This is a genomic window from Rhodococcus sp. JG-3 (assembly GCF_000482405.1).
GTDB lineage: Bacteria > Actinomycetota > Actinomycetes > Mycobacteriales > Mycobacteriaceae > Rhodococcoides > Rhodococcoides fascians.
Genome location: NZ_KI519398.1, coordinates 112025 through 126829 on the forward strand (window position 1 = coordinate 112025; position 14805 = coordinate 126829).

13 protein-coding genes are annotated in these 14805 nt (G+C 64.6%); 3 read left to right on the top strand and 10 right to left on the bottom strand.

Annotated features, from left to right (window positions below; genetic code table 11):
* Positions 1 to 10: 10 nt before the first annotated feature.
* The gene (locus K414_RS0101645) at positions 11 to 322 is read left to right on the top strand and encodes an antibiotic biosynthesis monooxygenase (protein WP_027494354.1); all 312 of its coding nucleotides are present in this window, start codon (positions 11 to 13) and stop codon (positions 320 to 322) included.
* A gap of 15 nt (positions 323 to 337) precedes the next feature.
* Here the strand turns inward: K414_RS0101645 and K414_RS25790 are convergent, their stop codons facing one another.
* Both K414_RS25790 and K414_RS0101655 read right to left on the bottom strand, forming a co-directional pair.
* The gene (locus K414_RS25790; protein ID WP_094622827.1) at positions 338 to 2632 is read right to left on the bottom strand and encodes a bifunctional diguanylate cyclase/phosphodiesterase; all 2295 of its coding nucleotides are present in this window, start codon (positions 2630 to 2632) and stop codon (positions 338 to 340) included.
* A 173-nt stretch (positions 2633 to 2805) separates the two neighbouring features.
* A complete protein-coding gene (locus K414_RS0101655) occupies positions 2806 to 3243 on the bottom strand; it encodes an OsmC family protein (RefSeq protein WP_027494355.1) in 438 nt (145 codons plus the stop codon).
* 94 nt (positions 3244 to 3337) lie between these two features.
* On the opposite strand from K414_RS0101655, the gene K414_RS0101660 reads away from it, so the two are divergent.
* Together K414_RS0101660 and K414_RS0101665 are read left to right on the top strand one after the other, a co-directional pair.
* The gene (locus K414_RS0101660; protein ID WP_202595037.1) at positions 3338 to 4537 is read left to right on the top strand and encodes a lipase family protein; all 1200 of its coding nucleotides are present in this window, start codon (positions 3338 to 3340) and stop codon (positions 4535 to 4537) included.
* Positions 4538 to 4636: 99 nt separating this feature from the next.
* Positions 4637 to 6010 (top strand): serine hydrolase domain-containing protein, encoded by a 1374-nt coding sequence (locus tag K414_RS0101665; protein ID WP_027494357.1) that lies wholly within the window; start codon positions 4637 to 4639, stop codon positions 6008 to 6010.
* 138 nt (positions 6011 to 6148) lie between these two features.
* On the opposite strand, the gene K414_RS0101670 is transcribed toward K414_RS0101665, so the two are convergent.
* The 8 genes from K414_RS0101670 to K414_RS0101710 form a co-directional block, all read right to left on the bottom strand.
* Positions 6149 to 8689, bottom strand: a complete 2541-nt coding sequence (locus K414_RS0101670) for an ATP-dependent Clp protease ATP-binding subunit (RefSeq protein ID WP_027494358.1) — start codon at positions 8687 to 8689, stop codon at positions 6149 to 6151.
* 274 nt (positions 8690 to 8963) lie between these two features.
* Positions 8964 to 10487 (bottom strand): lysine--tRNA ligase, encoded by a 1524-nt coding sequence (gene lysS / locus K414_RS0101680; protein WP_027494360.1) that lies wholly within the window; start codon positions 10485 to 10487, stop codon positions 8964 to 8966.
* 36 nt (positions 10488 to 10523) lie between these two features.
* The gene (locus tag K414_RS0101685) at positions 10524 to 10946 is read right to left on the bottom strand and encodes a rhodanese-like domain-containing protein (protein ID WP_027494361.1); all 423 of its coding nucleotides are present in this window, start codon (positions 10944 to 10946) and stop codon (positions 10524 to 10526) included.
* Complete coding sequence (locus K414_RS0101690) at positions 10943 to 11512, bottom strand: cysteine dioxygenase family protein (RefSeq protein WP_080735589.1); 570 nt, start codon at positions 11510 to 11512, stop codon at positions 10943 to 10945. Before K414_RS0101690 ends, K414_RS0101685 begins: the two co-directional genes overlap by 4 nt.
* A gap of 161 nt (positions 11513 to 11673) precedes the next feature.
* A complete protein-coding gene (locus tag K414_RS0101695; RefSeq protein WP_027494363.1) occupies positions 11674 to 12474 on the bottom strand; it encodes a type III pantothenate kinase in 801 nt (266 codons plus the stop codon).
* 4 nt (positions 12475 to 12478) lie between these two features.
* On the bottom strand, positions 12479 to 12910 hold the full coding sequence (gene panD, locus K414_RS0101700; protein ID WP_027494364.1) for an aspartate 1-decarboxylase: 432 nt from the start codon (positions 12908 to 12910) through the stop codon (positions 12479 to 12481).
* 4 nt (positions 12911 to 12914) lie between these two features.
* On the bottom strand, positions 12915 to 13823 hold the full coding sequence (panC, locus tag K414_RS0101705) for a pantoate--beta-alanine ligase (protein WP_027494365.1): 909 nt from the start codon (positions 13821 to 13823) through the stop codon (positions 12915 to 12917).
* Positions 13820 to 14734, bottom strand: a complete 915-nt coding sequence (locus tag K414_RS0101710; protein WP_027494366.1) for a DUF2520 domain-containing protein — start codon at positions 14732 to 14734, stop codon at positions 13820 to 13822. Before K414_RS0101710 ends, panC begins: the two co-directional genes overlap by 4 nt.
* Positions 14735 to 14805: the final 71 nt, after the last annotated feature.

Consider the following 14805-nt stretch of genomic DNA (forward strand, 5'->3'; position numbering starts at 1 on the left):
TCTCCCGAGAATGGCCATTGTGAAGATCAACGCGATCGACGTACCCGAGGGCGCAGGCCCCGAGCTCGAGAAGCGCTTCGCCGCGCGTGCCGGAACGGTCGACGGTTCGCCCGGTTTCCTCGGGTTCCAGTTGCTCCGTCCGGTCAAGGGCGAGACACGCTATTTCGTCGTCACCCAGTGGGAGGACGAGGAGTCGTTCCAGGCCTGGTCCGGTGGCCCGTCACGGCAGGCGCACGCAGGTTCCGGCGAGAGCAAGCCGGTCGCGTCGGGCGCGTCACTGTTGGAGTTCGAGGTCGTGCTGGACGTGCCCGCCACCTCGTGACGACGCAGTTCGCCGTCAGATGGGCTGACGGGCGAGCTCCCACTCCAGTCTGGTGGGCGTATCGGAATCGAGTTTGTGCACGGCGTCGAACAACAGCTCGGCAGGCATCGGGCGACCGAGGTAAAAGCCTTGTGCTGCATCGCAACCCAGCCGACGAAGGGCGTCGAGGGTGCCTGCATCCTCGACGCCCTCGGCCATGATTCGCACACCCAGACTGCGGGCCAGGTCGATGGTCGAGCGAACGATGGACGCGTCGGTGTCGTCGGAGTTCATCTTCGAGACGAACGAGCGGTCGATCTTGAGGGTCTGCACCGGCAGGGTCTGCAGGTACGCCAGCGAGCTGTAGCCGGTCCCGTAATCGTCGATGGCCAGAGTCACCCCCAGGCTGCGCAACGAGGTCAACGCAGCCACCGATCGCACCGGGTCGGTCATGGCTGTCGTTTCGGTGACCTCGAACTCCAGGGCGTGCGCCGGTACGGAGTGTTTCGCCAGTGCCGCGGCGACCTGTTCGGTGAGTGTCTCGTCGAGAAGATTCCGAACCGAAAGGTTCACCGAGACAGACAGAGTGATGCCTCGCCGTCGTAGTGCGCTGCACTGCGCGAGTGCCTCGTCCAGCACCAGTGCGGTGATGGCGGGCAACATGCCGGTGCGCTCGGCATCGGGGAGAAACGTCGACGGCCCGATCAGTCCCTCGCGAGGGTGCAGCCACCGCAGCAGAGCCTCGACCCGGTCGACGCTGCCCGACTCGAGATCGAGACACGGCTGGAAGAACACCCGGAGCTGATGGTCACGGATCGCCGTGTCGAGCTCGCCCAACAGTCGCATCTGATCGTGTCGGTTTCGGTCCATGTCGGGCTCGTACAGACCGATGCGAGCATGGCCTGCCTTCGCGGACGTCAACGCCACATGAGCTCGCTGCAACATCGCCTCGCCGTCGACGCCGTTCGTCTCGGACGCTCCCGAACACTCCTCGAACGCCGCTATCCCTACCGCCGCATCGAGGGCGACGTTGATGTCGTGCACGAACATCGTTCTGCTGACCGCGAATTGGAGCCGATGAGCCATGTCGAAAATATCGGTCCTGCCCGGGAGCCGACGCATCGCCACGACGAACTGATCGCCTCCCAGCCGCCCCACCAGATCGTCGGACCGCACCGAGGCGACGAGGCGATGGCCGATCTCGCGGAGCACGCTGTCGCCCACGCTGTAACCGAAGGTCTCGTTGATCTGAGCGAAACGGTCGATGTCGACCACGAGCGTGAAGACGTCCGATTCGCCGCGCGTGGCGAGCATCGTGTCGAGCCGCTCCCGAAGCAGCCTGCGGTTGCCCAGTCCGGTAACGGCATCCGTTCGTGCCACGTTCTCGAGCACCGAAGCCTGCCTGCGCAGCGTTCCGAGGAAGCAGGCCATCCTGCCGCCGACCAGGGATATGACCAACGCAGAGGACAGCACGATCACCCAACCCCACTGCGCGACGGGCACTCCGCGAGCCAGTTGCACGGCCATGGCCGCCGGGGTGACGGCAACCGCGAGACCCAGACCGACGAATCGTGCTCGCCCGAACCTGAACGGACTGGGCCGCTCGATCCGTGCGACCGCCCGCTCCGGCACGAACAGCGCAACGACTCCGAAGCACACGTAGGCCGCCAGCCACAGCGTGTTCGGGATCAGCGAGCGGTAGAGCTCGACATCGTCGAGCCGAGAGTAGGTGGCGAAGTCGGACACGGTGAGAAGCACTGTGCCGATGGTGGCAGCCACGACCGGGATTCCGGTCGAACGCGTCAACAGATAGAGACTGCCGATGAGAGTGAGCAAGAACGCGTCGATGGTCAGGTAGACGGTCGCAGGCAGGAACGAGAGCATCGAGGCCAGCGGCCCCGTCCAGTCGCCGGGAACGACGAACATCCACGCGGCCAGACCGACGCCCACTGCGACCACCAGACATTCGAGCAGCTCTTCCAAACCGAAAACGAGCCCGTTCTCGTCGGCCGCACGCGCGAACCCCACAGCGATGATCACGTACCCGGCCAGAAACAGCACGTCCGCGGCCGAGAAAGTCGAGACCCGACCGCCCCCGTACTGCATCAGGGCGACCAAGCCGTCGCCCACGCCCCAACAGCCGACACCGAGGGCCATGTACTTCCATGTGCGCCGATCCGGACCGTTCTCGCGCAGGTACCGATAGACGAATGCCGCCATTGTGGCCAGGACCACGATTGCATAGACGATGTCGCGGGGTAATCCGTGCGGGGCTGCCGCGTGCGCTGCGACTGCGAGGGCACCCAGGCCTAGGAAGCGCGTCCACAACATGGTGGGCACATCCTTCCTAGGCTGGTCGTTACATTCCCCGAAGGTATGCAACAGCCGATCTAACCCGATGCTTGACCTCGATTCGGCACCGAACCATCCGTGGATGGGTCGATTCACGAACTATTTCAAACCTGACGACTGTTCGCCAGTCTCACATCGGGTGATCCGTTCGATCAGCCTTCGAGCGCGGCGTCCAGCGTGATCTCGACACCGGTGAGAGCCTTGCTGACCGGGCAGGTCTCTTTCGCTGCCTGCGCCGCCTTCGCAAACCCGTCGGCGTCGAGACCGTCCACCTCGCCGCGGACGGTCAATTTGATACCGGTGAGCTTGAAACCGGGCTGATCCGGACCGAGCGAGACATCAGCGGTGACTTCGAGACTCTGCGGAGTACCGCCTGCTTCGGCGATCAGCGCCGACAATTGCATCGCGTAACAGCTCGAATGAGCCGCTGCGATCAGTTCCTCCGGGCTGGTGGTGCCGTCGGCGTTCTCGGCGGCACGCTTGGGAAACGACACGTCGAACGTCGCTGCACCCGAACTGGACAGCTCCACCTGGCCGGAACCTTGTTCGAGAGTTCCATTCCATGCGGTGCGTGAGGTACGTGTTGGCATCGAACCGAGTCCTTTCGTCGTCGACCCTTCATAGGGCCGATACTCAGGCTAACGTCGGCGGGGTGACCGGGCCATCGAGTGCGGAGATCTCGACATGACGAACGAGCGAGCCACCAGTTGCCTGCGGCGAACAGCGATGATCGTGGCGGCGGCGCTCGTCTGGGGTGTCACGCTGTCGGCACCCGTCGTCGCCGATCCCCTGTCGGACTTCTACGACCTGCCGGTGGAATCGACGGGACATTCGCCCGGCGATGTGGTGCGAGTACGACCGATGAACTCGCCCAGAGGTTTCGGACTCGGCTTCGACATCGAACGAATCCTGTACACCTCCACAGATACGCACGGCGAACCCATGACCGTCTCCGGGTACACGATGACCCCCACCGCGCCGTGGCCCGGCCCCGGACCGCGACCGGTGATCGCCTACGCGCCCGGTACATCCGGGATGGCAGATCGCTGTGCCGGATCGGCGGTTCTCGGCACAATCGGCTCGTCCCCCGCCATCCTGCCGTTACTGCTGGCCGGCTATCGCGTCGTAGCGACCGACTACCAGGGACTCGGCACTCCGGGCGGGCACACGTATCTGAACCGTCTGGCCTCGGGACACGCGTTGCTCGACGTAGCGAGAACCGCCGACGATGACGCGCCGGTGGTGCTGTACGGGTACTCGGAGGGTGGGTTCGCATCTGCGGCCGCTGCCGAACTTGCCAATGGGTATGCCCCCGAGCTCAACATCGTCGGCGCGTATGTCGGTGCGCCACCGGCAGATCCGACGCTCAACATCGAGCCCCTCGACGGCACCACACTCGGCAGCGCCGTCCTGTTCGCGGTCGACGGCATGAGCAACGCATACCCCGAACGTGCCGACGACATCCGAAGCGTGTTCGACGCCGACGGCACCGCACTGCTGGACGCCGCGCAGAACTGGTGCAGCACCGACCGTGCAGCGAACGACACCGTCGACACCAGCGAACTCACCCGAGACGGACGCCCACTCACCGCCCACCTGAACGACCCCGGAATCGTAGACGTGATCGATGCGAACACCGTCGGCCGAATCGCACCGAGCATGCCGGTCTACCTGTCGCACGGCGTCGCGGACGACGTCGTACCGATCGAGCAGTCCCGCACTCTGCTCGAACGCTGGCAGGAGCTCGGTGCCGACGTCACCTACCGCGAATACGACTTTCCGGTCGTCCCGATAACCGGCGCGAATCATGCACCCGGAGCCCTGGCCGCATACACCGACATATTGCCCTGGATCGCGGACCTCGTTCACGAAAGCGACGCCTGATCTCAGCACCGAAATCAGGGTCTTCACCGAGGCGATCGCGGGGAGTTCCTTGATTCACTCGTGCGGCAACGCAGTTCGCCGACCGAGGGACGCCCATTCATGCGCATCGTGCACACCCTGTTGACCGTGGCAGCCATCCTTACCTCGATCTCTCCTGTTCCACCCGACACCGACGCCCGGTCGGACGTCGAGCACGTCGCCGACGTGTTGGGTCTGCCCGGAGTGGCGCTTCGCGTCGTCTCCGAAGGCGAGGTCACCGAGGACGTGGCGGTCGGGATGGACGGAAACGGTTCCCCGATCGACGACGGCACACCCTTCGTGTGGGGTTCGGTATCGAAATCGGTGACGGCAGCAACGGTGCAGGCGCTCGTGGCCCAGCACCGTCTCGACCTGACCGATCTCGTCGAAGACGTTTTGCCCGAATCGAATTCGATCATCTCGGCCGACGTCACCGTTGCAGACCTGATCCACCACACCGGCGGGCTACCCCACGACGTCACCGCGTTGGACGTGTGGGGAAGAACAGAACGAGCCCTCGACGTGGTGCCCACCCTGCGGCTCACACCCGACGACCCGGGTTCGTTCCGCTACTCCAGCCTCGACTATCTACTGCTGCAAGCAATCGTCGAGAGAATCACCGACGAACCGTTCGCCGACGTCGTCGCCCGTGAAACCGGTGTGCACACCAGCGAAGCAGTGCCACCCGGTCACGTCCCGTTCTTCACCTTCCCTCGACGCATCGACACCGGAATCGACAACGCCGGGTTGGGCTACGGCTACCTCGCCGGATCCATCGACGAACTCTCACGCTACGCATCGAGCCAACTCACCACTGTGGCGTCGACCGGTCGAGATGCGGTGCCCACGGGGTCGGGACTGTCCTATGGATTCGGCTGGTACGTCGAAACCCTGCCCGACGGTACCGAGATGCGCTGGCACTCGGGGGCCGTTCCCGGCTACTTCACCCACGTTGCGCTCATCCCGGACCGCCACATGGCCGTAGTGTTCGCGACCAACCGATACGGCGAACTCGAAGCCGAACAGTTGGCCTCGGCGACCCGCGCACTGGTTCTCACTCGACTCGGATTCGACGAGCCCCGCAGCACCGGCCCGGGCCTGTACGCCATGCTGTTGATCGGCTCGACCGCTGTCGCCGTGCTGCTCGCCGTGTGCGCGATCCGCATTCTGCTTCGCCGGCAAACCGCGCCCGGCCGGTGGGCACCTGCGCACGTCCTCATCGCTGTTGCTGCCGGAGGAGTGCTGTACTTCGCGACACCGACGCTCACCGGTGTACCCATCTCCACCCTGGGCCGTTGGGCTCCCGACGTGACAGTGCTGTTCTGGCTCGTGCTGTCGGAACTTGCCGTCATCGCCGTTGCTCTCGCTGTTCGCACCCTCCGTCAATGGACCCCTGCACACACGTCTGAACGGTGCAACGGCCCATTCACCCACGGAGGTGATCTGCGTGAATGAACCATTGCATGCGTCTGAGCGCTGCAGGGGTCCATTGACGCGAACGGGGGCGGGGGGCGGGTGTTGGTTGGCTTGTGGACATACGACAACGGGCGACCCTCCGAAGAGGATCGCCCGTTGTGTTGGAACTGGTGGAACTTACTCGCTGTCGCTGTCTCCGGCGGCCTTGGCCAGATCGACCGGAACCTCGTCGGGGACGATGATGGCTTTCTTCTCACCGCGGAACGTGAACTTCGCGTCCTCGCCTGCACCTTCGCCGTCCCAGTTCTCGACGTCGACCAGGATGATCTGGCCGGCTTCGATCTCGCCGAAGAGGATCTTCTCCGACAACTGGTCCTCGATCTCGCGCTGGATGGTGCGACGCAGTGGCCGCGCACCCAGGACGGGGTCGAATCCGCGCTTGGCGAGCAGAGACTTCGCCTTCTCAGTGACCTCGATCGCCATGTCCTTGTTCTTGAGCGCACCTTCGACTCGGTTGAGCATGAGATCGACCATCTGGATGATCTCGTCCTTGGTGAGCTGGTGGAACACGACGATGTCGTCGATGCGGTTCAGGAACTCGGGGCGGAAGTGCTTCTTCAGCTCGTCGTTGACCTTGAGCTTCATCCGCTCGTAGTTCGATCCGGTGCCTTCGCCCGAGGAGAAGCCGAGGCCGACTGCCTTCGAGATGTCCGAGGTACCGAGGTTCGAGGTGAAGATCAGCACGGTGTTCTTGAAGTCGACCGTGCGTCCCTGGCCGTCGGTGAGACGGCCGTCTTCGAGCACCTGCAGGAGGGTGTTGTAGATCTCCTGGTGTGCCTTCTCGATCTCGTCGAACAGCACGACGGAGAACGGCTTGCGGCGGACCTTCTCGGTGAGCTGGCCACCCTCTTCGTAGCCGACGTATCCGGGAGGAGCACCGAACAGACGCGAGGCCGTGAAGCGGTCGTGGAACTCGCCCATGTCGATCTGGATCAGCGCGTCGTCCTCGCCGAACAGGAAGTTCGCGAGTGCCTTCGACAGCTCGGTCTTACCGACACCGGACGGGCCGGCGAAGATGAACGAGCCCGACGGGCGCTTCGGGTCCTTCAGACCTGCACGGGTACGACGGATCGCCTTGGAGACGGCCTTGACTGCCTCGACCTGGCCGATGATCCGCTTGTGCAGCTCGTCTTCCATGCGGAGCAGACGGGTGGTCTCCTCCTCGGTGAGCTTGAAGACGGGGATGCCGGTCCAGTTGCCCAGAACCTCGGCGATCTGCTCGTCGTCGACCTCGGCGATGACATCGAGGTCGCCGGAACGCCACTGCTTCTCCCGCTCGGCACGCTGACCGACGAGGGTCTTCTCCTTGTCGCGCAGGTTCGCAGCCTTCTCGAAGTCCTGAGCGTCGATGGCCGATTCCTTCTCCCGGCGCGCGTCGGCGATCTTGTCGTCGAACTCACGCAGGTCTGGCGGCGCGGTCATCCGGCGGATGCGCATCCGCGCGCCCGCCTCGTCGATGAGGTCGATTGCCTTGTCGGGCAAGAACCGATCGTTGATGTACCGGTCGGCCAGAGTGGCGGCAGCGACGAGTGCACCGTCGGTGATCGAGACGCGGTGGTGTGCCTCGTAGCGATCGCGCAGACCCTTGAGGATCTCGATGGTGTGCTCGACGGTCGGCTCGCCGACCTGGACGGGCTGGAAACGACGCTCGAGAGCGGCGTCCTTCTCGATGTACTTGCGGTACTCGTCGAGCGTGGTGGCACCGATGGTCTGCAGTTCGCCACGAGCCAGCTTCGGCTTGAGGATCGACGCTGCGTCGATGGCACCTTCGGCGGCACCTGCGCCGACGAGCGTGTGCAGCTCGTCGATGAACAGGATGATGTCGCCGCGGGTGTTGATCTCCTTGAGCACCTTCTTCAGGCGCTCCTCGAAGTCACCGCGGTAACGGCTGCCGGCCACGAGCGAGCCGAGGTCGAGGGTGTAGAGCTGCTTGTCCTTGAGCGTCTCGGGAACCTCGCCGTTGACGATGGCCTGAGCCAGGCCTTCGACGACTGCGGTCTTACCGACACCGGGCTCGCCGATGAGAACAGGGTTGTTCTTGGTACGACGCGACAGCACCTGCATGACGCGCTCGATTTCCTTCGCGCGGCCGATGACCGGGTCGAGCTTGCCTTCGAGCGCGGCCTGGGTGAGGTTGCGTCCGAACTGGTCGAGAACCAGTGACGTCGACGGGGTGCCCGCCTCGCCGCGGCCGCTGCCGCTCTCGGACGGCTCCTTGCCCTGGTAGCCCGACAGCAGCTGGATGACCTGCTGGCGCACGCGGTTGAGGTCGGCTCCGAGCTTGACCAGAACCTGAGCTGCGACGCCTTCGCCTTCGCGGATCAGGCCGAGCAGGATGTGCTCGGTGCCGATGTAGTTGTGGCCGAGCTGCAGTGCTTCACGCAGGCTGAGCTCGAGTACTTTCTTGGCGCGCGGAGTGAACGGAATGTGACCGGACGGAGCCTGCTGGCCCTGGCCGATAATCTCCTCGACCTGGCTGCGTACTCCTTCGAGGGAGATGCCCAGCGACTCGAGAGACTTGGCTGCGACGCCTTCGCCCTCGTGAATGAGGCCGAGCAGAATGTGCTCCGTGCCGATGTAGTTGTGGTTGAGCATCCGGGCTTCTTCTTGAGCCAGGACGACAACACGCCGCGCGCGATCGGTGAACCTCTCGAACATCGCTCTCCCTCACTTCTTGGTGGGTGGTAGCTCGCCCACCAGTTCTTCCAGCTCCGCAGTGTCCATACGCTGAGGTCGCTTGTGCATTTGAAGGTAAGACTGATTCTCACTGTAGTTGGCCGACGTGACGAACGCCGACCCTCCACCCCTGAAATGCTGCGCAACCCCCAGCGGATACTTCACTGCTGCCTGCTTACTGTTCATAACGCAGGCACTTTGCAAAACGTTTCCCATTCGATGTCCGCTGCTGGCGAACAGCGGACATACCTCCCGATCAGGCCTGCGACGGCTTGACGATCGGAAACAGGATCGTTTCTCGGATACCCAGCCCGGTCAACGCCATCAGCAGACGGTCGATTCCCATACCGGTTCCGGTGGTCGGCGGCATTCCCTGTTCCATGGCCGCCAGGAAGTCCTCGTCGAGCACCATCGCCTCGTCGTCGCCTGCGGCAGCCTGACGCGCCTGGTCCTCGAAGCGCTCGCGCTGGATGATCGGGTCGACCAGCTCCGAGTAGCCGGTCGCCAGCTCGAATCCGCGAACGTACAGGTCCCACTTCTCGGTGACGCCCGGCTTGCTGCGGTGCTGACGCGTCAGCGGCGACGTCTCGACGGGGAAATCACGAACGAACGTCGGTTCGGTCAACGCGTCGCCCACCTGGTGTTCCCACAGTTCCTCGACGAGCTTGCCGTGGCCATAGATCGAGACGCCGTCCTTGCGCGGCACGTCCAGCCCGACCTTGTCGGCGATCGCGAGCAGTTCGTCGACGGTGGTGTCAGGAGTGACGTCGAATCCGAGCGACTCCGACAGCGACGGGTACATCTCGAGCGTCGTCCATTCGCCGCCGAGATCGTAGGAGGTGCCGTCGGGAAGCGTCACGACGGTGGATCCCAGCGCGGCCATGGCCACTTCCTGGACGAGTTCCCGCGTCATCTTCGCCGAGTCGTCGTACGTGCCGTAGGCCTCGTAGGTCTCGAGCATCGCGAACTCCGGCGAGTGCGAGGAGTCGGCACCTTCGTTGCGGAAGTTGCGGTTGATCTCGAAGACCTTCTCGATGCCGCCGACGACGCAGCGCTTGAGGAACAGCTCCGGCGCTATGCGCAGGTACAGGTCCGTGTCCATTGCATTGGAGTGGGTGACGAACGGCCGGGCCGCGGCACCGCCGTGCAGCGTCTGCAGCATCGGCGTCTCGACCTCGAGGAAGCCGCGACGCTCGAGTGCGTTGCGCAGTTCACGAACGACGGCGATGCGCTTGCGGGCGGTCTCTCGGGCCTCTGGACGCGTGATCAGATCCAGGTAACGCTGTCGGATCCGCGTCTCTTCGCTGAGTTCCTTGTGCGCGACGGGCAAGGGCCGCAACGACTTCGATGCGATCTGCCACGCGTCGGCCATCACCGAGAGCTCACCGCGACGGGAGCTGATGACCTCGCCGTGGACGAACACGAAGTCGCCCAGGTCGACGTCGGCCTTCCACGCTGCGAGGGCGTCCTCGCCGACACCTGCCAGGCTGATCATGGCTTGGAGCTGGGTGCCGTCGCCCTCCTGCAGGGTGGCGAAGCACAGCTTGCCGGTGTTACGGACGAAGATCACGCGGCCGACGACGCCGACGATCAGGCCGGTCGTCGTGTCGGCGTCGAGCTCGGGAAACTGGGTGCGGATCTCGAGCAGCGAATGGGTCCGTGGAACCGACACCGGATACGCCTCGACCCCGCGCTCGAGCAACGCAGCGCGCTTGGCGCGACGAATCCGTAGCTGCTCCGGGGTGTCGTCGGCCGGCTGGGTAGAAGCTGTATCACTCACGCGCACACACTTTACAGTCCGAGACTGTCGGGACGATCAGTGCGCTGCGACGGCCTCGGCCTCGCGAACGCAGTGCTTGGCCTGCGTCAACACCCCGAGCAGCCCGGCGGACTTCAGTGCCTGATAGCCGCCGACCAGATCGGTGGCCCTGTGCAGACCCAGCAGCTTGAGCGACGCGGCCGCGAGCGAGGAGGTGTAGCCCTCGGAGCAGATGACGATCCACTCGACGTCGTGGTCGGTGGCAATCGCCAGACGCGCGTCACTGGTGGGATCGAGACGCCATTCGAGGACGTTGCGTTCGATGGCCAACGCACCGGGCAGGGTGCCCTCGACAGCGCGCTGTGCCTGCGGGCGAATGTCGACGACGACCGCGCCGCGGTCGACAGCATCACGGAGCTCGAAGACGGTCATGCGATCGATGGTCTCGCGAGCGGATTCGAGCATTTCGACGATGGTCATCTCGTGGCCTTCTCGGGTTCGGCGGTGAGCTCACTGCGGGTACGGCGCAGCGTGGCACGCTCGGTCACTTCGTAGTACGACATCGCCGTCAGCGGCGGTGAGTAGGCGTGCACGCTGAGGGTGGGCCCGGTCGTGGCCGACGCCGGATCGTGCATCACGTCGTGCACCCAACCCAGCGGAAAGGCTGCCTGATCTCCGGCGTCGAGGTGACGTTCCTTCAGTTCGGTTCCCGCCCAACGGTATTCGAGCAAGGAACCACTCAGGACGGTCAATGCACCGAGCGATCCGGCGTGATCGTGCAGTTCGGTGGATCGCTCGGGAACCCAGCTGATCAACCAGACGTCGAGATCGTCGTCGGAGTGCAGGCGAGTGGCCCAACGCTCGTCGGTAGGCCACTGTCCACCGCCGGGAAGCAGGTGGTCGAAGCGACCCTCGAGGACGTCCGATGCGCCCTGATCGGTGATCCGAAGCAGGTCGGGAGGACGCAGCCGAGTCGGCAATGTCGAGACCGACCGCGAGGTCGAACGGGGTCGGGTGGGTGCAGAAAATACAGGTGTGGAAAGCATGAAGCTCTACTCCAGGGGTGTGTAACGAACGAGGCAGCGGTCAGCCTCGACAACACTCCTGGGTGGCCATGCACGTCATCACGCCGAGAATTCTGACACACGAACGCCCGACGCGCTACCCCGCTTCGCCGAAACACTCAGCGCGGGCGCCGCTGAAACACTCAGCGTGGCCGCCGCTTTGCCATGTTGCGTTCGTAGACCAGTCGCAGACCCTCCAGCGTCAGGTCGGGTTCGTGATGCTCGATGGTCGTCGACTCGGGCAGGATCAGCGCAGCGATGTCTCCGGTACCGATGACCGCGACGTCGGCGCCTTTGACCTCCGGCACCTCACGTCTGATGCGTCCGACGAGCCCGTCCACCAGGCCGGCGAAACCGAAGATGGTGCCCGCCTGGATGCACTCGACGGTGTTCTTTCCCAGGACCGATCGCGGCCGCACCATCTCGACCTCACGCAGCGTCGCGGTGCGAGTCGACATGGCCGAGGCCGAAATTTCGAGACCGGGCGCGATCGCTCCGCCGAGGAACTCGCCCTTGGCCGAGACGACGTCGACACACGTGGTGGTGCCGAAATCCACCACGATGCACGCCGAGTCGTACAGATCATGTGCGGCAAGGGTATTGACGATGCGATCGGCCCCGACCTCTTTGGGATTGTCGACCAGCAGCGGAACCCCGGTCCGCACACCGGGTTCGACCACCACGTGCACCACGTGATCCCAGTAGCGCACGAGCATCGTCCGCATCTCGCGCAGCACGGACGGCACCGTGGACAGAGCCGTCACCCCGGTGATCTGCTCGGCCTGTTCGCCCAACAACCCCCGCAACATGAACGCCAGCTCGTCGGCCGTCACATGGGGATCGGTGCGAATACGCCAATCGCGCAGCAGTTTCGAGTGATCCCCGGTGCCGGTGAAGAGCCCGACCACCGTGCTGGTGTTGCGTACATCGATTGCGAGAAGCATCGAGTCAGACCAGCACGGAGTCGGCCCGCAGATCGCGCGGCGTGATCAGACCCGAACCGGCGGGCGCATGAGCCGGGTCGCTGCCGAGCTCGACCGGCCGGTTCTTGTCGTCGACGAACACCACCCGGGGTGCGTAGTCGGCAACCTCCTGCTCGTTCATGACCCCGTAGGCGATCAGGATGACCAGGTCACCCGGGTTCACCAGATGCGCTGCGGCCCCATTGATTCCGATCACACCACTGCCCCGCTCACCGGTGATCACGTAGGTCTCCAGCCGCGCACCGTTGTCGATGTCGACGATGGTGACCTGCTCGCCTTCGAGCAGATCGGCTGCTTCCATCAGTTCCTGATCGACGGTCACCGAGCCCACGTAGTGCAGGTCCGCGTGCGTGACGGTGGCGCGATGGATCTTGGACTTCATCATGGTACGAAACATCGTGTCACTCTCCACTTTTCGGATCGTCCGGGTACTCCAAGAAACCGGTGCCGACGGCGACACCGACGTTGTCGATCAATCTCGTGGTACCCACCTTGGCCGCCACGAGCAGTCTGCCGTCCCCGCGTTCGGGAGCCGGGCCGAGATGCGGGTCGCGCACTTCGAGGTAGTCGACCTGGACCAACGGCACCTGGTCGAGTACGGCACGCGCGGTGGCGATGATCGCCTCCGGACCACCGGCAGCGGCGTGCGCCCCGGCCACGAGTGCAGCGGACAACGCCATTGCAGCATCACGCTGTTCTGCATCGAGATACCTGTTGCGCGAGGACAGCGCCAGACCGTCCTGCTCGCGAACCGTCGGGACTCCGATGACCGCGACGTCGAAGTTCAGGTCTCGCACCATCTGCCGGATCAACGTCAGCTGCTGGTAGTCCTTCTCCCCGAAGTACGCCCGATGCGGAGCGGCTATCTGCAGCAGCTTGGCCACGACGGTGAGCATTCCCGCGAAATGCGTTGGTCTGCTGGCACCTTCGAGTTCACTACCGAGCGGACCGGGATGGACCGTGGTGCGCGGCCCGGACGGGTACATGTCCGATGCGGACGGCGCGAAGACCAATTCCACGCCCTCGCCGCGGAGCAGTTCGACATCGGCGTCGAGGGTCCGCGGATAGGCGTCGAGGTCCTCCCCCACGCCGAACTGCAGTGGATTGACGAAAATCGACACGATCACGACCGCGCCGGTGAGCTTCGCCTGGCGCACCAACTGCAGGTGGCCGGCATGCAATGCGCCCATGGTCGGCACCAGAGCGACCTGCTTGCCGACGCCACGTAGGGCCTTGGACACCGACGTGATCACCGCGGGATCGTGATGAACCGTCAACTGCCCCTTCGTGTAGCTGCCCGCGAGGGTCATCGCTTTCCTTCCAGAATCTCGATCAGATCGGCTGCGGCACCGATACGTTGGGCGGACCGCAGCGACAGCGCACGGTACCCGGCGGCGATCCGTGGATCGACGGCCTCGAGCACTTCGAGGTGTTTGCCCACAGCCGCGGTATCGCCTCGGGCCACCGGGCCGGTCAGTGCGGATTGTCCGTTGCGCAGCGCATTGTCCAGTGCAGCTTCGAGCAGAGGAGCCAGAACGCGCTCGGGCACACCACGTTCGGCATCGGATCCAGGAAAACCCGGACCGGCCAACGCAACTCGCAGTGCCTCGACCGCGTCGACGACCAACGTCACGAGGTGATTGCTGCCGTGAGCCAGCGCCGCGTGGTAGAGCGCCCGGTTGCTCTCGGGCACGTGCACCGGCTCGCCGCCGATCTCGAGGACGAGGGCTTGGGCTACCGCATAACCGATCTCGTCGCCCGCGGTGATGCCGAAGCACGCGGCCGTCATCCGGTCGGTGTCCTCGAGTCCGCCGCTGAATGTCATGGCCGGATGTATTGCCAACGGAACCGCGCCAAGGGCAGCCAACGGCTCCAGTACCGCGACGCCGTTCGCGCCGGAGGTGTGCGCCACCAACTTGCCCGGCGCGACCGCCCCGGTCGCGGCGAGACCGGCGACGATCGAGGCCAGTTCGTAGTCCGGCACCGCCAGAATCAGCAGTTCGGCGCGACGGGCAACCTCGTCGACAGGCAGAATCTGCGACTCGGGCAATCGATCACGTACTCGCGCGATGGATGCGTCCGATACCGCGGCGGCACCGACGACAACGTGTCCGACGCGTTCGAGCGCCTCACCGAAAGCCGTACCGACCCGACCGGCGGAGACGACACCCACGGTCAAGCGAGCCGGAGACAGACCACCAGTGAACCCTGATGAGGTCACCGAAATTTTCCTCTCGTTCGTTCCAGTCCCGCTCGGCGGGTACCAGACGTCCTGCAGGGAACAATAGCGAC